Origin of the sequence: Bacillus sp. FJAT-29814, from assembly GCF_001510715.1 — a bacterium.
Lineage (GTDB): Bacteria > Bacillota > Bacilli > Bacillales > Cytobacillaceae > Neobacillus.
The window spans coordinates 675,502-693,942 of the sequence record NZ_LMTJ01000002.1 but is presented as its reverse complement, the minus strand read 5'-3'; the positions used below and the strand labels follow the sequence as shown (position 1 = coordinate 693,942).

The window sequence follows — 18,441 nt, the reverse complement described above, 5'->3', positions numbered from 1 at the left end:
TCAAAATAATGAAGAGAAATACCTAAAATCACTTCTATTAATACCTATTAGGTATTGATGATAGGAAGGAAGAACGTATATGGAACTGAGGCATATCCGATATTTTCTGGCACTTGCGGAGGAATTAAACTTTGGTCGAGCAGCGGAAAGGTTACACATCGCCCAACCGCCTCTTAGCAGGCAAATTCAGGAGTTGGAGGAGGAAATTGGTGCCCAATTGTTTTATCGGACAAAGCGGTATGTTGAGTTGACAAACGCTGGAAAGGTGTTTCTGAACAAGGCATATCAAATCCTTGATCAAGTGGAACAAGCATGCGTTATTACGCGATTATCCTCCACCGGGATGGAAGGTGAATTAAGAATGGGTTTCACTGGAACAGTCCAGGATCTGATTCCTTTCGTTCAAAAATACCTTGAACTTCATCCTCAAGTAGGGTTTGCATTTCACCAACTGAGTACAGCCGATATAGTCAAAGCATTAAATGAAAAAAGGATTGATATCGGTATCGTATCCGCTCCAATCAATAGCAGTAAACTTCATGTAAGGCCGATAAAAAAAGTGCGTTTTAAGGCTGCATTACCGGAGAATCATCCCCTAGCAAACAAACAGTCCATTTACATTCGTGATTTGGCAGACGAAACCTTTATCATGACACCTAAATCCGCAGGTGTTTTGTATTACGATACGTTTATGAGCATTTTCCAAAGGGCGGGATTCGCACCCAATATAAAGATTCAGGCCAATGACCTTCAAACTGTTTTGGCGCTGGTTGCTGCCGGCATGGGAGTAGCATTGACTCCATCCCCGATGATTCCTGCAGATAGGGTCATACTACGTAAAGTGGAAGACATAAATGTTGCGGTTGAGGCATCCATTGCGTGGAGGAAGGATCATAACTCTGAGATAGTAGACAAATTCCTTCCATTCTTTTTTGAATTTTATCATAATGAATTCCAATTTAAAGACAACTAACAATCGTTGAGAATACCATGGGACGGTTCATATGGCACAAAAAAGCCAAGAGAACCGTCCCCGTGTATTTTCCTATAATATTAATCTTCCAATTGGAAGGTATGGCTGAAATGGACTTGGCCATTTTCATCCTGAATTTCGACCGTTGCTTTCTGGGTGGCTGGGTCGATACGGAATACGCCAAAGTTGAAGAAGTTTCCTTCGGCATATAACCGTTCAGGCCCGAAGGTTGGGTCCAATGTTCCTGGATTAATCTTCACAGCGCCAATCGGTCCGCTGATCAATTCGTTATAATCCGTTTTCCCATCATGATTGGCATCATATTTGATGACTTCTGCAAAGTGAACGTCAGTTGTAACGAAGAAAACGTTCTTGATTCCATTTTCGATGATAAAATCAGAGATTTCCTTGAACTCCTGCTCAAACCCTGTTGGATCATTCGGATTGACATTGTCGCCGTTGGCCCATCCGTCTCGCGACATGGCTTTACCGGTTGGAATGGAGATCGGAACAGAGGACGCAACCAATTTCACCTTTGCGTCTGATTCAAGCAGCTGCTGCTTCAGCCATTCTACTTGTTCGCCCCCAAGCATGGTTTTATCAGGTCCATCAGCCTGCGTGTTTGGAGAGCGATAGCCCCGGTTGTTTAACATCATCATATCCATCGTATTGCCCCAAGAATACTTGTGATACAGTTTGTCTGCGTCGCTGCGTTGATTGGAGATGGGCCAGTAGTTTTTAAACGCGCGTAATCCGGTTGGCGTCAGCGGCTCGGATGGTCCTGAAAAGTCATTGATGACTTCATGGTCGTCCCAGGTCGCAAAGGTTGCTGTTTTTTGCAGGAGGCTGCGGAACCCTTTATCCGTCCTTATTTCTTTATACTTTGCCCAGAAATCCTCTACCTTTTGTGAAGGTGGATTCGGTACAGCCGGGGTAGGGCTGTCGGCATAAATGGTGTCACCGCTGTACAGGAAGAAGTCTGGATTTAAGGCTGACATCGCTTCGAACGATTTATATGGCGGTATCTCGCCATGGCCGCCCGTATCACCGCCCCAAACCATCGTCAATGGCTTTAGGCTGTTTTCTGCCGGTGCCGTTTTAAAGGAACCAGTTACGGTATGCTTGCTGGAAACCGCATGTGCCCGGTAATAATACTTGGTGTCGGGTTTTAATCCGTTCACTTCGACCTTTACGGTAAAATCGTTCTTGATCTCCGCCGCGCTTGTTTTAACAATGGTATTATGTTTGAACGTGCTTTCTGTTGAAATTTCAAATTGCACGTTGGCTTTGGCGTTCGTCCTGGTCCATAGGATGGCGGAAGAATCGGTCACATCACCGCTTGCCACCCCGTGTGAGATAAACGGCTTGTCCAGTATGTTCACCAGCAGGTCGGTATTGTTGGTGAACTGGCCGTCGACACCAAGAGAGAGCAAGGAGATCATGTCATCTTGGGAGTTGACAGTCCAAGGATGAACGAGCAGCTGGTTTTGATGCGCCGCTTGCATCAACTTTGGAACCACCAGTTCTTTGCTGGGGCCCACGCCAGAAGCATAGTCGGAAACCCGTTTCATTTCCTGAAATACGTCTTTGCCTGCCAGCATGCCTCCCGTATAAAGCTGTACCAGTTTTACGTTAGGGGCAAGTGTTCTTAATTTGCGAAGGCTTTCCTCACTGAACGATTCGAGGAACAGTTTTTCCTGATCCAGGACATTGGTTTTTTTCAAGATTTCAATTACTTTCTCTTCCATTCCAGGATAAACATTGGGTGCCTTTGTTTCCATATAAAGGCCGAACTTTCCGTTTCCGTGCTGCTTGACATAATTGATGGCTTCCTCAAGGGTTGGAACTTGCTGTCCTATGTAAGCCGTTTTTGCCTGATCGGGATGGGCTTGATTGAACCAAGAGCCCGCATCGAGACGCTTGATCTCTTCGAGGGTAAAATCCTTTACCCGCCATGGTGCCCGGTTCGGATATAGCTCTTCGACATTGGTGGTCCGGTTTAAGGTTTCATCATGCAGGGCAATCAATTGGCCATCCTTGGTCATTTGTAAATCGAATTCGACATAATCGGCCCCCATGGTCATGGCCTGTTTGTAGGCCACAAGTGTGTGTTCTGGGCCATAGGCAGAGGCACCACGATGGGCAATGACCGCGACATCGGAGGTAAGCGGCTTTAAGGTGGATTGTCCATTGTCAGTAGCTGAAATTTCAATCGGTTTGGCTAAAACGGCATAAGGGGCTGCTACTGAAACCGACAGCGAGAGAGTGGCAAGGCCGGCAATCAAACTTTTCTTCATCTTTCCATCATCTCCTATAAAATTATGTCTTCGACTATAAACATATAGGAGGAATGTTGAGTGATAGTTAATAGAGTTTGAATAAACTGTAAACTGGAAAAAACAGTTATTTCTTCTTATATAAAATAATAGAAATCCTGAATTTTATAGGTTAAATGACCTGCAATCGATAGGTTTATAATCTTAGGCGAAATAAATTTCTTTGGGTTAACACTTGAACTCTCCAAAACAAAAAAACAAATTCCTATTTGGAATTCGTTTTTTTTGTGGGCCTTCTGGAAAACCGGCCCATGGCAGTGAAGCAAAGCCATTTTCTATTGAAGGGAAAAATGTATAATGAATATTTATCCCGCCAGTTAACTTGCTATAAAAATAAAGTTGGAGAGTTGGCAGTATGTTTTGCACAACACTCCAACTTTGTATAACTTAATGATATTTCTTGATTAATTCAACGAATTCATTAACGAAACCTTGTAGGAATTCTACTGTTCCTTCATTCAGTTTACCATTTTCATCTAATAATTCATGTACAGAACCAATATATGCTTCTGGTTGTTGAACAACGGGCATATTTAAAAATGAAAGTACTTGACGTAAGTGATGGTTTGAACCGAATCCAGCAAGAGCACCTGGAGATTGGCTAATGATTGCTGCAGGTTTTCCACTCCAAACACTTTCTCCATAAGGGCGTGATGCTACATCAAGTGCATTTTTTAATACAGCAGGGATAGAACGGTTATATTCAGGTGTTACAAATAATACCGCGTCTAATTCTTTGATTGTATTACGGAATGCAGTATATTCTGCAGGAGTTCCTAGGTCTCCTTCAAAATCTTGGTTAAATAATGGTAGGTTGCCAATTTCAACAAACTCTGTTACATATCCTTCTGGGAATAAAGGGGCTACGTTATTAGCAACTTGTTTTGAAAAAGAATTTTTACGAAGACTACCAACGATAATACCAACTTTTGTCATACTACTTATCCATCCTTCTATTTTATTTTGAATTCAATATAATTACCTTGAGTTCGAGATAATTATATTGAATTCGAGATAAATTAGCAAAAGAAATGCTTTAACGATTAAAGCAATTTGCTATAAGACTTGTTAACAATATGAGAGACAGTAGTGTTCTTTGTCGTCATTGTAGTTTTTACTGTCATAGGATAATACTCGTTAAATTTTCCTCCTAATTTATAGTAGGCGAAAATTGACAGGTTGGGCTTTTTCATATATATTTGCCTTTAATTCGAGATATTTAGGAGTGAGATAAATGATTCAGAGATTTCCGGCAGCATCTCGTTACTCTGTAAAAAATGATTGGTTAGAGAGCAATCTTAGTTTTTCATTTGGTGAGTACTATGATGAGGAAAATATCCAATTTGGTCCACTTCGTGTTTTTAATGATGACACAGTACAAGCAGGAAAAGGATTTGGCATACATCCACATAGGGAAGCGGAAATTGTATCGATTGTATTGCATGGTCAATTAAAGCATGAAGATAGTCTGGGGAATAGTGGGGTATTACGATTTGGAAATGTTCAGCGTATGACGGCAGGAACTGGTTTACTCCATTCTGAAATGAATCCTTCTTTAGAAGAGGAAGCAAGCTTTTTACAGCTATGGTTTATACCTTCCAAAAAGCAATTACCTCCTTCCTATGAGGATATTTCTTTTAATGTTGATTCAATGAGGAATAAGTTGTTACCAATTGTTTCTTCAACCCCAACCAATGGGGCTGCGGAGATTCATAGTGATGTTACATTATACTTATGCAAATTGGATGCAGGAGAAGAGATCTTCTATCAACAAGAACAAGGAAGAAAGATGTATGTCTTTGTGATTGATGGAGAGCTAATTTTAGAAGAAGATGTTGTTGTTGGAAAAAGAGACAGTGCACGTATAACTGCACGAAATGAACTTACTTTAAAGTCAACAAAAGAAACCGTCTTTTTATTGATAGATTTGGGTGGTGCCTAATATGTTATTGATTCGTCATTCGATTGGAAGCCGACTCTTTTATCAAACAGATGAATATGAGATTCATCCAGAACATGATAAGTGGGTCATTTTTATGAAAGTATCCGATGAAGATTCCAAAGATATCATCAAATTTAAAGAGGAATTAAATCTATTTGATGTGGAGAAAAACCAAAAGACTTGGTATTATACATCGGATGGTAATGTTGAGTTTAACAAGGAAAAGTCCACAATTACGATTATTGTAGATCATAAAACAGTATATCCAGTTTAATAAATATTAACTTGAATTTAAAGAATGCATTGGATGTAGGATCTCGTCCTTATGGAGCAAGCGAATGGAATCGAAAATCGTCAGCAATTATTAGCCAATCCCCATAAAGGCCGACTTTTCCGTTTCCGTGCTGCTCCACATAATCGGTACCTGAAACTCCAAAACTTCATTTAAAGAAAATGCCTGTCACTACCCGTAATTTGTCGATTCTTCTCGACATGATTCGGGTAGTGACAGGCACTCTTTTTAAGCTTTAATATTCAAGAAATCTACCATTTGTTGATTAATATAATCAGGCTTTTCAATATTGGTTCCATGTCCCACTCCAGGAATGGATATGGTGGAGATGTGAGGGATTAGTTGTTTTGCTCTTGCAAATACTCGTGTTGGATTATAAATGACTTCCTTGTCACCAATGATGAGTAATGTAGGTACAGTAATATTCATTAACTCTTCATCACGATAAACAGATGGAATCAGGACTTTATATTTCCATCCAAATCCTACAATCCCATGATAAAACTGCTCAATGAGATGATGACTGACCATATGGAGATTGTCTTTATTAATAAACCATTTTGCACAAAAGTTAATGATTACCGAACGTGTACGAATGATGTTAGCAGCTAACAAACGAATTCCAAATTGTTTGGTGAAAGGAGCAAAGGATGCTGCTGGAGCCAATAAGATCATTTTTTTGACCCGATGCTGTGCGCTTATGGCGAGATTAAGTACATGCCAACCTCCATTAGAATGTCCGATAAAATAGGCTTGATCGATATGTAGTTTGTCCAACAGTGATGTAAGCCAATTGACATAATCTTTTCTCTCTTTAAAGTGCGCTTTTGGGATACTTCGATTAAATTCACCGATAACATCTACTGCATATACACGAAACGTTTGCGTTAAAACTTCGACATTCGGATACCACATGGTTGCACTAAAACCAAATCCATTCAGCAAAATGACAGGTTCGCCGTCCTCTGGTCCTGAAACAATAACATGCGTACTTCCGTATTCCGTTTCCACATATAGCGATTCAAAAGGAACGGGCCATAATGATAATGTGTTCTCATAGGAAGCCATATAATTTTGTGCAAGCTGACTATTTTTAAATAGCTCATGATTTTGCATGATCCGTAACCACCTCCTATTAATAAAGGACAAAGATTAGTCGGTCCGGGACTGGGATCACTAAATCCCGGTACCTGCCCAATCTAAAGAGATAACACTGGTTTTCCCTTAATTTACTATTTTGAATTTAACAATAATAATCTCCATCTACAACATAAAAATAGAATTCTTTATGCTTGAATTCGGCAATGGCAATTTAACGACTTTCTTAAATTCCCAATTCCAACTTAAATGAACATGACAGATTTAGTGGAAGGACAATTATCTAAAAAATAAAAAAGCCCGGCAGATTCAGAAGTAACACTCATATGAATGAGTGCTTTTTTGTTTAAATGTACAGGCAACGGCCTATACAAGCACCTCTTTTTACTCATAGTTTGAAGAGAATGTATACATTTAACAAGGAGGAACAGCATGTTTAGTTTAACCGGGCAAGAGATTAGTCATTTTCTTTTTGCTATGGGCTGCTTATTAGCATGTGCCCATCTATTAGGATTTTTAGCAGAGAAAATCTTTATCCCTCGTGTCATTGGGGAAGTTGCAGCAGGATTGGTGTTGGGTCCAACATTACTGGGACATTTTTTTCCCGAAGCGTTCAAGTGGCTATTTTTAGGATTTGAAGCAGAACCCAAACTTTTTGCACTTCTGTACCAACTTGGTTTGTTGCTGCTAATGTTTAGTAGTGGATTAAAATTCCAGACTCATTTCAGTAAGGAAGATGCCAAAATCACTTCTTTCCTGGTCATTGGTGCAACAATACCAGCTTTTATAGTTGGCTGGCTTGCAGCAGGAATGTTTAACATTACCCCCTATTTAGGAACAGCCAACAGTGCGATCGCCTTCAAGATTGTCATTGCCATTGCTATAGCCATCACATCGATTCCCGTCATATCAAAAATTTTTAATGACCTAGGAATCATGCACACGCGTTTTGCAAAAATTGTCATTGCCTGTGCTGGGATTCATGACATTTTTCTATGGGTTGCCTTAGGTTTAGCCACTGCTATTGCAAGTCAAACAGGGGTGATAACAGTAGGGTCTGCTGCTCAAAGCGTGGGCATCAGTTTAGCATTTATCGTAGGGACACTCCTGCTAGGCTATCTCCTGTTTAAAAAATTTACCATCATAAAACAAAATTTGCTATTTCGGTCGTCAAATTTAGGGTACTTTTTGTTTATCATGTTTATGCTTGCATCTCTAGCCGGGAACTTGCATGTAGAAACCATCTTTGGTGCACTATTGGCAGGAATTGTAGCAAAATTGGCGTTGCCACAGGCTGTGTCTCAAAGGGTAGAACAAGGTGTTAGTAATATTTCTTTTTCATGGTTCATTCCTATCTACTTTGCAACGGTAGGCCTGCAATTAGACCTGGTTAAACACTTTAATCCATTATTTTTCTTGGGGTTTCTGTTATTCGCAACCCTTACTCAAACCATTGCGGTATATGTTACATCTCGCATGATTAAACTCGATCGACTAACTAGTTTTAATCTTGGCATCGCCATCAATGACCGGGGAGGTCCGGGAATTGTTTTGTCTTCGGTTGCTTATGCAAGCGGCATCATTAATCAAGAGTTTTTTGCCGTACTTGTCATGTTAGCTTTAGTGACTTCTTGGATACCAGGAACTTGGTTACGGATTGTCGTCAATAAGGGATTGAGATTAATGCCGGGTGATGAAAATATGACACCTACAAAAAGAGAGGATATTGTGGATGCAAAAATAATAAATTAAGTGCATGATTCAAAAAGCTTGATTGAAAGCAGGTCCGTTTTCATGATGAACGATCATGAAGACGGATTTTTTCTTATTTGTATTGCCTTAAATACGAGTTCATTGAGACCAAATTTGTACATAATTTCATGTTTTGGAACGATAGAAGCAATGACAAATGTCCAGTAATTGAAAAAATAACCCCCGAAAATGGGGGTTAAAAAAGTTAGAATCCAAAAGGCCCAGTTGGACAACACGGATTAACTGGTACTCCGCACATAGTATGTGTTTCGCAGCATTCATTCACACATGATTCGGTATGTGGGAAATAGTGCTGATGGTTAACGTGAAGCTTATTGACGGTAGTGGTGTGAGAAGGGTGTAGATGTGTAACGACCCTATTAAATAAATTTGTTTTAACGTACTCTCTCCCCGGTGAAACTAGTGGTGGATCATATTCAGTTGGGAAGCATTGAGGCGGACAGTACTCGGGACATGGTGGTGGTGGACAGTACTCTTGACACGGTGGCGGGCAGTATTGTGCTGGGAATGATTGAATGGGTGCCATCTGCATCGGCATTATATTCGGAACCACGTTCGGCATCATATTTGGAACCATGTTTGGTAGCATATTTGGTGCTACGTTTGGCAAGGCATTCGGCATGACATTGGGCATCATATTCGGCATTCCACTTTGTCTATACATCATAAATCTCCTCCATGTGCATTTGTCTTGATACATCATTAGTCTATGTGTAGTTTTCTTGTGCCGACTAGTTAAACACCTAATCATAAAATAATTCCATGCACACTACGAAGACATTGGACTATCTATTTGTACAAATACATCATAAGATAAGAGGGCTAAAATTAACTGAATAGTGAAGGTGGCACATACACATTTGTAACCAGCTATTCAGTCGGAATGATCTATTGAATTTACTATTTCCCAATCGCTGTTTACGTCTTTAGTGGCGATGTTAGGCGAAAATCCACTAGGATTTCGCCGTTAGCCACGACCAATCTCATCGTTCAACTTCGTGCGATATTTGTCCCTCCAAGTTTTCGCGTCTTTCACTAGTTCGTCGCAGAAAGCAGCCACGTCCACACCCGTTAGGTCTGTAACTTTCTTGCCTTCCGCGGCACCTTCCTCAAAGAGGTCGAGAATACCGCCAAAAATACGGCTGATGTCTTTCCAGTCGGTGGGACCACCAGAGGTCCACATATATTTTTTGATCGCGTTGTAAGCGTTGCTGTACTCACTTGGAAGTGCCTTCGCACGCGCCTCTATCGCTTTCCATTCCCGCTTGTCATCCAGACTTCCAATCATTTTTTCAAAAATACTCATATAATTTCTCCTTTTGATTTTATTTTTGTTTTAAGTTCGTTAATTTTGCTTGAGACAAATTCCCATTTTCTCCAAAAAAGTTCAAGTTGCTCTTGGCCTGCTGTGTTGAGTGTGTAAAATTTTCTCGGCGGTCCCATATTGGATGGCTTTTTCTCGATGTCCACCAGATTGTTTTTCTCAAGCCTCATGGTAATCGTATAAACTGTTCCTTCAACTACATCAGTGAATCCAAGTTCTCGCAGCTGTTGCGTGATTTCATAGCCATACGTTTCGCCACGGCTTATGATTTCAAGCACACAACCCTCAAGCACCCCTTTCAGCATTTCTGTAATATTTTCCAAATTTGTCCCTCCATTTGTATTTCACACTATGTTATTCAGTACTCGGGTATTTTGTGATACTGATATCCAGTAATACTGACTACCGGTATATAGTAACGCAGAGTAGTGTCGTTTGTCAAGAATATGAAGCCCGTAATTACGGGCTTCATAGGCGAAAAAGAACAAGAAGCTGCAAGAAAAGCTGAAAAAACCAAAGAGAAGTAGCTAAAAAAGCTGAAGAAAATAAAGAAGAGGTTATAGTTCTATAATGATAGGGTGTACCATTTTGGTTCACCCCTAAAAAAGTGCCAGTCACGCTCCGTAATTTGTTGATTTTTAGTCGACATTATTCGGGTAGTGAAGGCACCCCATTTATTTTAAAACTACCCAATCATAATTTTTCCTTTTGGATAACGGAAAGCATCAGGCTTTCTACGCATAGTTACTGCAAAGGCAATCGTCAATGGTCCAACCCTTCCTGCAAACATGGTGAAAATAATTATACATCTGCCAATGGGGGATAATTCTGGAGTCAATCCCATAGAAAGTCCAACAGTACCAAATGCGGATGTCGCCTCAAATAGTATCATTAAAAAATCTTTTCCAGGTTCAGTTATGGTTAAAAACATGGTAACGGTTAATACAAGAAATAACGCACTTACTGTTACCGTGAGTGCCTTATAAATCGTTTCATATGCAATCCGTTGACGGAAAAGAATAACATCCTCTTTCCCGCGAATTTGTGACCAAACAGCCCCAATTAAAGTAGTAAAGGTCGTTGTTTTAATACCACTCCCTGTTGAACCAGGTGATGCACCAATAAACATAAGGAAAATGATCAATAATAAGGTTGATTGAGTTAAATCTGGGATGTTCAGTGTATTTGCACCTGCTGTTCTAGGCGTTATGGATTGAAATAAAGACGCAAGAATTTTCCCGGTAAAAGATAATGGTTGTAACGTTTTATCATTAGAAAACTCCAATAACAAAATTAAAAAGGTTCCACCTACCACCAAAATAGAGCTAGATACCAAAACGACTTTTGTGTGTAAAGATAATCTTTTTGTTTTTCTATATTCAAACAGTTCATTCATCACAATAAATCCAATCCCACCAAGGGTTATTAATGCACAAACCGTTAAAGAAACTGTTGGATCATCGACATAACCAGTTAAACTGCGAAATTCCCCCATTAAATCGAATCCCGCATTATTAAAATTTGAAATGGAATGAAAAATACCGTAATAAATTGCCTTTTTAAGGGGCATATCAAATGAAAACCGAATGGCTAGTAACATAGCCCCCAGTATTTCAATTACGGCAGTGAATATTAATATACGCTTTGCCAACCTTACAATCCCATCCATTGACAAATTGTTTAAAGATTCTTGAAGTAAAATTCTTTCTTTCAAGGAGATTTTTTTTCCAAAAAGGAGGGCAAATAAAGTTGCAATTGTCATAAAACCAAGCCCGCCAATTTGAATTAGGGACAAAATGACCCATTGTCCAAACATTGTAAACGTAGTTCCTGTATCCACTACAACTAGTCCTGTAACACATGTTGCGGAGGTGGCTGTAAACATAGCATTTAAAAAAGAAAGACCTTGTCCATCCACTGTTGAAATCGGCATAGTCAACATTATGGCTCCTATTAGGATCAGGGTTGCAAATCCTAAAACAAGAATTTTAGGAGGGTCTAATTTAAATTTTTTCTCCAACGGTTATCCCTCCCGAACATGTTATAAAAAAAAGACCCATTTTAGAAAATGCGATTTTTGTATAAATCCACAAAAAAAGCACCTTCAAATAAGGTGGTCTTTTGACCTCCTTCGCTTTTGCCGACGAAGTTAGCTGACGGGTAGGATGGCGAAAGAGTGTCATCCCTTCTACAAAGAGTAGAATTAACCCCAAAAAATTGGGTCCTCCGTTCCCATAATGGGATTAGGCATTTAAATTGTACTTTTATGGTTAAATACTACAACTAGCAATGAAAGAAAGTAAAGGTGCAAAAAACAGTAAAATATCCTGGTTTAGTTCAATTTCTGTCAAAAACATGATTAAATGCATTATTTTCTACACCATACTTATTATTTTTAAAACTTTCGTTATTTTGGATTCACTTAAATATGTAACACAATGTATGTCCATTCAAGCTATATTCGGAGGAAGCCGGTCTGGTGATAAAAAGCCCGTTTAAATGCATGAAATAAAATTTTTCAACGTATAAGTATTAGGAAGAAATTTTGTGGCATAAGAGGAGGTTTCATTTTTGTGGAATCATTCTGGCAGTAAAAATGGCCCTTTCAATTTGTATAGTTATTATGTTGGATATAATCCGCCAACTTCAGTGAATCATTATTCCAAATATCCCAGGATTCACAACAAAGCTTTCCTGAGTCCGTTTACTTATATTGTGGGTGATGTAACCATTGGGAGTAATACCTATGTCGGTCCATTTGTAAGTATCCGGGCCGATGAAGGAACTCCATTTTACATTGGCAGCAATAGCAATTTGCAGGATGGTGTTATTCTTCATGGCCTTAAAAATAGATATATGGAGAAGGATCATAACAACTATTCTATCTATATCGGAAATAAGGTTTCCTGTGCTCATGGTTCATTGATTCATGGCCCTAGTCGGATTGATGATGACGTTTTTGTCGGCTTTAAAGCCATTGTTTATAACGCTTTGATAGGGGAAGGGAGCTTTATTTCTTCAGGAGCGGTTGTAACGAATGGAGTGGTAGTGCAACCAAATCGGTTTGTTCCTCCGGGCGCTTCTATTGATACCCAAGAAAAGGCAGACCGATTATCACCCGTGCCTCAAACAGAGGAGGAGTTTGCCAAAGAGGTACAAAGAGTTAATCAAGAATTTCCAGCGGCATACTCCATATTTTTTGGGAAAAATAAATGTACTTGCGGACTGGCTTGTTAGTTTTTGGACAGGGTAACATCGTGGCTATGTCCATAAAACTCTTAGTATAAACTTTGTCATTAATCTATTTAGCTGTTTTATTTGATAGCTAGAAGAATAAATATCTGGCCGGATTGGAATAAATAATCTAAGGAATATAGATGAAAAATCGAAGGATGATTTCCGATGATTTATATTTATAATGATTATGGCGGAACCCATACGTCTTCTTTGGCTGCTGCCTATCATTTAAAGCAATTGCCCCAATCAGAAATGAAGCTAACTAAGGATGTCATATTAAACGTAAAATATTTTAACAAGCTTACAAAACAGGATTTTGGAAAGCTGATTTTTCACGGGATTGATGATGACGGGAACTCTGTTTATACAATCGGGAGAAAAAGGAATAAGTATGTGGTGCCAGCATTGAAAGAAATGATTTTAATACTAGAGGAAAAATTCCAAGTTGATGAAAAAATAGTCTTTTCAAACACCTCACCGACTGTTCCATTTTTGATGTCAATGGGGGGATTTTTTTCAAGAGGGTTAAAGATTGACTTTATTGGTGTACCGTTATTAGTGATAGGTGCCAAACAATGCTGTGATAATATTTTTAGGCTGGTGGAAAATACGAAACGGATGGGCAGTACATCTTTTAATGAAAATGTGATTATCTTGGATAATGAGATGTTTAAATAATGTTGTTTTTAGAGGGACTTGATCATTTAGGTTGAAGAAAATTAGGAATCCTATAAATTATATGGTAGAATGTGTTTACCATTTGAAATACTGTTTTCATGTTCCCCACTCATCAGTGAGTGGGGTTTTTTGTTTTTTAGAAAAATAAAAAACAGGCTCTAAAAAAAGAGCCTGTCCATATTGTCATTGTTATTAAGCCTTACGAACGTTAGCGGCTTGAGCTCCACGTTGGCCTTGCTCAACATCAAAAGTCACTTCTTGACCTTCTTCTAATGTTTTATACCCTTCGCCTTGGATAGCTGAGAAATGAACGAATACATCTTCTCCACCTTCACGTTCGATGAATCCGAAGCCTTTTTCGCCATTAAACCATTTTACTTTACCTTTTTCCACGTTGTTGCCTCCTAGTGTGTTAGAACACACAATGTATTACTATCCTTGCTCTCAGTGATCATCAAGACGAAAAGTTTTACCTATACTATCCTTTACACCGAACAAAAATAATTCTCTTTAGAATAGCATTTATCGAAATGGTTTGCAAGGAACCATAAAACTTTAACTATGCACCCGTTGAACAAGAAAAAGCGATTACCAAATGGAAACGCATTACTCGTTTGTTCAAAACCGAGTTAAACTTGCGCAAACTATTATTTTCCATATTTCCGAAAAAACTGAACACTATAGTTGCAATTATTCAGATTTGTCGTACAATGAAGTAGACAAATTCATATTTCGTTTCGCACTAGGGGAGCTGTAAGGCTGAGAAGCAGGTGAAATTCCTGCTGACCCTCATGACCAGAACTAGGTAATGCTAGCGTGGGGAAGTGCAAGTGACTTCATTTTTTTCTGTATATTCTTTATGACATTCACTGCATCTTCCTATTTGGAGATGCAGTTTTTGTGTTTTTTGGAGTATACATCCCCTAACCAAAAGGGCGAAACGGACAGAAAAAATTTTAGGAGGAAGATAGAATGCAAGGTTTAAGTTGTGGAACAAGTAGAATCGTAGGGTGTCGTTTTTCCATCTATCCAATGACAGATAATTTTGTTGAGGTGATTCTAAAGGCATTAAACGAGGTCGATACAAGCAAGGTTTGGATGGAAACGGATGATGTAACAACGTGTATTAGAGGGCGTAGTGAACACGTTTTTGATGTAGCCAAGGCTATTTTTATTCATGCTGCTAAAACGGGTGTACACGTTGTTTTCAATGGAACATTTTCTGTCGGCTGCCCTGGAGATAGCCAAGGGGATAGTTATATGTCAGAGAATGATGAACGCTTGAATGAAGAAGCATCCAGCAAAGAAAAAGTAGAGGTGGCTACTCACTTTGCTCTCTATCCGATGAACAATCCAGACTATATGCAGATTATCGCAGACCAGGTAGAGGTAGCAAAGGGGCACGGAACTTTCACCAAGGGCATTCATTATGCGTCTCGCCTTGATGGGGATGCCAATGATGTTTTTAAAACCCTAGAGCAAACCTTTGTTAACGCTTCTAAAACACATGAACGCAGTCATGTGACGATGACGGCAGCCATCTCAGCGAACAGCCCGTCAAAAAAGGATAAATAAACCTATTACATAGGTAAAGATTAAGGAGTTCATCAAATGACAACGAAATGGAATTTACGTGAAATTGTGCTTATGGCGATACTTGGTGTCGTATTTGCCGTCATTTACCTATTCTTTTTCACCGTTGGCACAGGCCTTACCAACATCTTAACACCGTTTGGCTTGGGGCCTTTTGGATATGAAGTGATATTCGGGATATGGTTTATTGTTTCGATTATTACGGCTTACATCATTCGCAAGCCTGGAGCGGCACTCATTTCTGAAACCATTGCCGGGGGTGTCCAAGTGTTATTAGGGTCACCGGCAGGTCCGATGTTAATCGTTTCTGCTTTAATTCAAGGACTTGGCGCTGAGGCTGCTTTTGCTGCAACAAAATACCGAAATTATTCTAAGGGTGTTCTAGTGGCTGCGGGCGTTGGTCCAGCAGTTACCAGCTTTATCTGGGGCTTATTTCATTCTGGATATATCGCTCTATCCCTCCCTCTGCTTAGCTCGATGCTGATTGTTCGTGTGATTAGCGGGGCCTTGATTGCTGGTCTATTAGGAAAGTGGATCACTGAAAAATTAGCAGATACAGGAGTGCTGAGAAGCTATGCGCTAGGAAAGGAGTGGCAGGCAAAACGTGAGCATAAAGCATCATAAGCCACTCCTCTCAGTAGAAAATTTCTCGTTTGGCTATGATTCTGATAAGGAGCCGCTTTTAAAAGATCTGACATTCTCTATTCATCAACAAGAAACGATTCTATTCATAGGCCCAAGCGGTTCCGGGAAAAGTTCGCTTTCTCTTTGTTTAAATGGCCTTTATCCTGAAGCTGTTGAAGGGTGGGCAAAAGGAGAAATTCGTTATAACGGAACGCCTTTGAGTCATTTTAAAAAGGGAGAAATCTACAAAGAAATCGGGGTTGTTTTTCAAGATCCTGAAAGTCAATTTTGTATGGTTACGGTCGAAAATGAATTAGCGTTTACGTTAGAAAATATAAAAACACCACGAGAAGAGATGACCCGGAAAATTGACGACATTTTAAGTGACGTTGGGCTCACCGAAGAAAAACATAGGCCCATCCATGAATTATCAGGTGGGAATAAGCAAAAGGTCGCTCTTGCCTCTGTTCTTCTCTTACATCCAACGTTATTGATCTTGGATGAACCGACAGCGAACCTTGATCCAGCTTCTCGGTTAGATTTTATTGAATTAATCTATTCATTAAAACAAGAGCGGGGTTTTGCCCTGTTGATTATTGACCATCAGTTAGATGATTGGCTTCCTATGGTAAACCGGGTAATGGCCATCAGTAGTCGTGGTAACATTTTGTTAGAAGGAAAACCACAAGATGTATTTTATAACGAGGCGAAAAATCTGAAAGAAGAAGGGATTCATCTCCCTAGAATCGTGGAAACCGTTCTTGATCAACAGGAGGGAAAGGTCCTTGAAAAGAATCGTCCCCTATCCGAGGAGGACCTAGGATCATGGATGAATTTCACTGGCCAGACGCCAAGCCTTGTTAGTGGAAAAATTCAACCATTCGATACATGGTCTAACGAAGCGAGTGAGGTATTATCCATAAGGAATATCTCATTTTCTAGGGGAAAGCAGTCCATTTTGAAAGGAATGAACCTTTCTCTACAATCGGGAGAACTCATTGCCATTGTCGGTAGAAACGGGGCAGGGAAGTCGACATTATTGCAGATCATGTCAGGAATTTTGACGCCAAAGACAGGAAGCCGGCTGCTTTTAAATAAAAAGTATGAGGCGTGGTCAGAGCACGAGATGAGAAAAGTCATGGGGTATGTGTTTCAAAACCCTGAACATCAATTTATTACCGATACTGTTTACGATGAAATTGCGTTTGGAATGAAGCTAAACGGTGTAAACCAGGACAAAATCGAGCAAACCGTAAACCAACTGCTCGAACGTTTCCGTCTAACGTCTCATAAATGGAGCAATCCATTTACCTTAAGCGGTGGACAAAAACGTCGTCTAAGTGTGGCGACGATGCTAGAGGATACACCAAGTGTTCTGCTGTTCGACGAACCGACATTTGGTCAAGATGCACAAACAACCGAAGAATTAATGCAAATGATTCAAAAGTTACAAAGACAAGGGACCGCTATTGTGTTCGTTACTCACGACATGGATTTAGTCGACATCTATTGTGAAAAAGTGTATGTCGTTGACGGAGGGGAAGCGAGCTTCAGCGGGAAACCGGATGAACTATGGGAGAGACCGGAAATACTCCATGATGCGAAACTCAGACTTCCGTTCCGGGTAAGAATTAATCGGTTGCTTGAAAACCTCCACTCAAACGAGAAAAAGCAGGGAGGTGTGCGGGCCCATGCTAACATCCATTAATCCAACTATGAAGGCTCTAGCTGTATTGATACCGGCACTGCTCCTAGCCTTTACGTTTGATCCGCTGACACCATTTATCTATTTAGTATTCACGGTTGCCGTGACATTTCTCTTTAGCAAAGTGGCTTTCAAGCGATGGATCGTAATGTTTTCGCCATTTATTTTATTAGCGGCAAGCTTTGCCTGGATGACAATGCTCCATCCTAGTGATGCTTTTTCAGGCGGGGATGTTCTATTTGCCATTTGGTCGTTTCGAGTCACTTATGACAGCTTTTGGGCCGGAATTTCATTAGGTTTGCGTTCGCTTTCTTTCGCAGCGCTATCCTTGATGTTTATTTTAACGACCGACTCAACGAAGTTTATGTTAAGTTTAATGCAGCAATGTAAGCTGCCGCCAAAATTAACATTCGGGATTTTGGCGGGCTATCGATTCCTGCCGACCTTTCGTTATGAGCTTCAAGTGTTAAGGCAAGCCCACCGCATTCGAGGAGTAGGGAGAGCAAGGGGAGTGAAAGAGCGTTTGCAACAGTTTCGGCGCTATGCCATTCCACTTTTGGCCAATGCGATCCGTAAAGCGGAGCGAGTAGCCCTTGCCATGGAATCAAAAGGGTTTACCGGGGAAACCGACCGAACACATTATCATGAAATGACCATCCATAAACGTGATTGGGTGTTTGTGAGTGTCTTTTTTGCCATGTTTTTTGCAAGTGTTTTATTGTCTTATCAGCTTGGATTTTTAAATATTTTTGGAAAAAGTTTTTAACGATGGCTCCACACCTTATTCAGGTGGTGAAAAGCACACTTTTTTATTTAAGAGATGGTCATCGCACAAGAAAAGTTCCTGCGAATCTACGCAGGAACTT

At 40.0% G+C, this 18,441-nt stretch carries 18 protein-coding genes, 1 pseudogene and 2 riboswitches; of the genes and pseudogenes, 11 read left to right on the top strand and 8 right to left on the bottom strand.

All coding sequences use genetic code 11. The features are described 5' to 3' along the window. Nucleotides 1-79 precede the first annotated feature (79 nt). Nucleotides 80-973: a LysR substrate-binding domain-containing protein gene (locus AR334_RS07440; protein WP_066307488.1), complete on the top strand. Its 894-nt coding sequence runs from the start codon at nt 80-82 to the stop codon at nt 971-973. 80 nt (nt 974-1,053) lie between these two features. Here AR334_RS07440 and AR334_RS07435 read toward each other — a convergent pair whose 3' ends face one another. Both AR334_RS07435 and AR334_RS07430 read right to left on the bottom strand, forming a co-directional pair. Further along, a complete protein-coding gene (locus AR334_RS07435) occupies nt 1,054-3,270 on the bottom strand; it encodes a glycerophosphodiester phosphodiesterase family protein (protein ID WP_066307481.1) in 2,217 nt (738 codons plus the stop codon). A gap of 426 nt (nt 3,271-3,696) precedes the next feature. Further along, nucleotides 3,697-4,245 carry an NADPH-dependent FMN reductase gene (locus AR334_RS07430; RefSeq protein ID WP_066307479.1) on the bottom strand — a complete coding sequence of 183 codons (549 nt, stop codon included), beginning with the start codon at nt 4,243-4,245 and terminating at the stop codon, nt 3,697-3,699. 298 nt (nt 4,246-4,543) lie between these two features. Between AR334_RS07430 and AR334_RS07425 the strand changes: the two genes are divergently transcribed. After that, nucleotides 4,544-5,251 carry a pirin family protein gene (locus AR334_RS07425; protein WP_066307474.1) on the top strand — a complete coding sequence of 236 codons (708 nt, stop codon included), beginning with the start codon at nt 4,544-4,546 and terminating at the stop codon, nt 5,249-5,251. 1 nt (nt 5,252) lies between these two features. Continuing rightward, nucleotides 5,253-5,525, top strand: coding sequence for a hypothetical protein (locus tag AR334_RS07420; protein WP_066307472.1), 273 nt, complete (start codon nt 5,253-5,255; stop codon nt 5,523-5,525). 246 nt (nt 5,526-5,771) lie between these two features. Here AR334_RS07420 and AR334_RS07415 read toward each other — a convergent pair whose 3' ends face one another. Further along, on the bottom strand, nt 5,772-6,659 hold the full coding sequence (locus AR334_RS07415; RefSeq protein ID WP_066307471.1) for an alpha/beta fold hydrolase: 888 nt from the start codon (nt 6,657-6,659) through the stop codon (nt 5,772-5,774). A gap of 414 nt (nt 6,660-7,073) precedes the next feature. On the opposite strand from AR334_RS07415, the gene AR334_RS07410 reads away from it, so the two are divergent. Next, nucleotides 7,074-8,393, top strand: coding sequence for a cation:proton antiporter (locus AR334_RS07410; RefSeq protein WP_066307470.1), 1,320 nt, complete (start codon nt 7,074-7,076; stop codon nt 8,391-8,393). Nucleotides 8,394-8,598: 205 nt separating this feature from the next. Here AR334_RS07410 and AR334_RS30290 read toward each other — a convergent pair. Next, nucleotides 8,599-8,760, bottom strand: a pseudogene (locus tag AR334_RS30290) (CotD family spore coat protein); the annotation flags it as partial. 59 nt (nt 8,761-8,819) lie between these two features. Here AR334_RS30290 and AR334_RS30285 point away from each other — a divergent pair. Next, entirely contained in the window at nt 8,820-9,038 is a 219-nt protein-coding gene (locus AR334_RS30285; protein ID WP_253701215.1) for a hypothetical protein, read from the top strand. Between the two features lie 343 nt (nt 9,039-9,381). On the opposite strand, the gene AR334_RS07400 is transcribed toward AR334_RS30285, so the two are convergent. The 3 genes from AR334_RS07400 to AR334_RS07390 all read right to left on the bottom strand — a co-directional run bounded on the left by AR334_RS07400 (nt 9,382) and on the right by AR334_RS07390 (nt 11,758). Further along, nucleotides 9,382-9,720: a DUF1048 domain-containing protein gene (locus tag AR334_RS07400; protein ID WP_066307467.1), complete on the bottom strand. Its 339-nt coding sequence runs from the start codon at nt 9,718-9,720 to the stop codon at nt 9,382-9,384. Next, nucleotides 9,717-10,061 carry a PadR family transcriptional regulator gene (locus AR334_RS07395; RefSeq protein WP_066307465.1) on the bottom strand — a complete coding sequence of 115 codons (345 nt, stop codon included), beginning with the start codon at nt 10,059-10,061 and terminating at the stop codon, nt 9,717-9,719. The genes AR334_RS07400 and AR334_RS07395 overlap by 4 nt, the downstream gene beginning before the upstream one ends. Before the next feature lie 362 nt (nt 10,062-10,423). Continuing rightward, on the bottom strand, nt 10,424-11,758 hold the full coding sequence (locus AR334_RS07390; RefSeq protein ID WP_066307461.1) for a TrkH family potassium uptake protein: 1,335 nt from the start codon (nt 11,756-11,758) through the stop codon (nt 10,424-10,426). A gap of 103 nt (nt 11,759-11,861) precedes the next feature. Further along, a riboswitch (cyclic di-AMP (ydaO/yuaA leader) is annotated at nt 11,862-11,998 on the bottom strand. 311 nt (nt 11,999-12,309) lie between these two features. On the opposite strand from AR334_RS07390, the gene AR334_RS07380 reads away from it, so the two are divergent. Both AR334_RS07380 and AR334_RS07375 read left to right on the top strand, forming a co-directional pair. Continuing rightward, nucleotides 12,310-12,975 carry a carbonate dehydratase gene (locus tag AR334_RS07380; RefSeq protein ID WP_066307456.1) on the top strand — a complete coding sequence of 222 codons (666 nt, stop codon included), beginning with the start codon at nt 12,310-12,312 and terminating at the stop codon, nt 12,973-12,975. A 165-nt stretch (nt 12,976-13,140) separates the two neighbouring features. Next, the gene (locus AR334_RS07375) at nt 13,141-13,653 is read left to right on the top strand and encodes a DUF3189 family protein (RefSeq protein ID WP_066307455.1); all 513 of its coding nucleotides are present in this window, start codon (nt 13,141-13,143) and stop codon (nt 13,651-13,653) included. Nucleotides 13,654-13,845: 192 nt separating this feature from the next. Here AR334_RS07375 and AR334_RS07370 read toward each other — a convergent pair whose 3' ends face one another. Continuing rightward, complete coding sequence (locus tag AR334_RS07370; protein WP_027322326.1) at nt 13,846-14,046, bottom strand: cold-shock protein; 201 nt, start codon at nt 14,044-14,046, stop codon at nt 13,846-13,848. Nucleotides 14,047-14,387: 341 nt separating this feature from the next. Beyond that, a riboswitch (TPP riboswitch) is annotated at nt 14,388-14,493 on the top strand. Between the two features lie 132 nt (nt 14,494-14,625). Here AR334_RS07370 and AR334_RS07365 point away from each other — a divergent pair. The 4 genes from AR334_RS07365 to AR334_RS07350 are packed head-to-tail and all read left to right on the top strand — an operon-like array spanning nt 14,626 to nt 18,341. Next, nucleotides 14,626-15,228 (top strand): YkoF family thiamine/hydroxymethylpyrimidine-binding protein, encoded by a 603-nt coding sequence (locus AR334_RS07365; protein ID WP_066307453.1) that lies wholly within the window; start codon nt 14,626-14,628, stop codon nt 15,226-15,228. 36 nt (nt 15,229-15,264) lie between these two features. Next, nucleotides 15,265-15,870, top strand: coding sequence for an ECF transporter S component (locus AR334_RS07360; protein WP_066307452.1), 606 nt, complete (start codon nt 15,265-15,267; stop codon nt 15,868-15,870). Further along, nucleotides 15,851-17,578: an ABC transporter ATP-binding protein gene (locus AR334_RS07355; protein ID WP_066307450.1), complete on the top strand. Its 1,728-nt coding sequence runs from the start codon at nt 15,851-15,853 to the stop codon at nt 17,576-17,578. The genes AR334_RS07360 and AR334_RS07355 overlap by 20 nt, the downstream gene beginning before the upstream one ends. Then, nucleotides 17,562-18,341, top strand: coding sequence for an energy-coupling factor transporter transmembrane protein EcfT (locus tag AR334_RS07350; RefSeq protein ID WP_066307448.1), 780 nt, complete (start codon nt 17,562-17,564; stop codon nt 18,339-18,341). The genes AR334_RS07355 and AR334_RS07350 overlap by 17 nt, the downstream gene beginning before the upstream one ends. The last annotated feature ends 100 nt before the right edge of the window (nt 18,342-18,441 follow it).

Excerpts from the sequence above, each read along its gene's own strand:
- AR334_RS07440 (WP_066307488.1), top strand. The coding sequence starts at position 80 with ATGGAACTGAGGCATATCCGATATTTTCTGGCACTTGCGGAGGAATTA.
- AR334_RS07435 (WP_066307481.1), bottom strand. The coding sequence starts at position 3,270 with ATGAAGAAAAGTTTGATTGCCGGCCTTGCCACTCTCTCGCTGTCGGTT.
- AR334_RS07430 (WP_066307479.1), bottom strand. The coding sequence starts at position 4,245 with ATGACAAAAGTTGGTATTATCGTTGGTAGTCTTCGTAAAAATTCTTTT.
- AR334_RS07425 (WP_066307474.1), top strand. The coding sequence starts at position 4,544 with ATGATTCAGAGATTTCCGGCAGCATCTCGTTACTCTGTAAAAAATGAT.
- AR334_RS07420 (WP_066307472.1), top strand. The coding sequence starts at position 5,253 with ATGTTATTGATTCGTCATTCGATTGGAAGCCGACTCTTTTATCAAACA.
- AR334_RS07415 (WP_066307471.1), bottom strand. The coding sequence starts at position 6,659 with ATGCAAAATCATGAGCTATTTAAAAATAGTCAGCTTGCACAAAATTAT.
- AR334_RS07410 (WP_066307470.1), top strand. The coding sequence starts at position 7,074 with ATGTTTAGTTTAACCGGGCAAGAGATTAGTCATTTTCTTTTTGCTATG.
- AR334_RS07400 (WP_066307467.1), bottom strand. The coding sequence starts at position 9,720 with ATGAGTATTTTTGAAAAAATGATTGGAAGTCTGGATGACAAGCGGGAA.
- AR334_RS07375 (WP_066307455.1), top strand. The coding sequence starts at position 13,141 with ATGATTTATATTTATAATGATTATGGCGGAACCCATACGTCTTCTTTG.
- AR334_RS07365 (WP_066307453.1), top strand. The coding sequence starts at position 14,626 with ATGCAAGGTTTAAGTTGTGGAACAAGTAGAATCGTAGGGTGTCGTTTT.
- AR334_RS07360 (WP_066307452.1), top strand. The coding sequence starts at position 15,265 with ATGACAACGAAATGGAATTTACGTGAAATTGTGCTTATGGCGATACTT.
- AR334_RS07350 (WP_066307448.1), top strand. The coding sequence starts at position 17,562 with ATGCTAACATCCATTAATCCAACTATGAAGGCTCTAGCTGTATTGATA.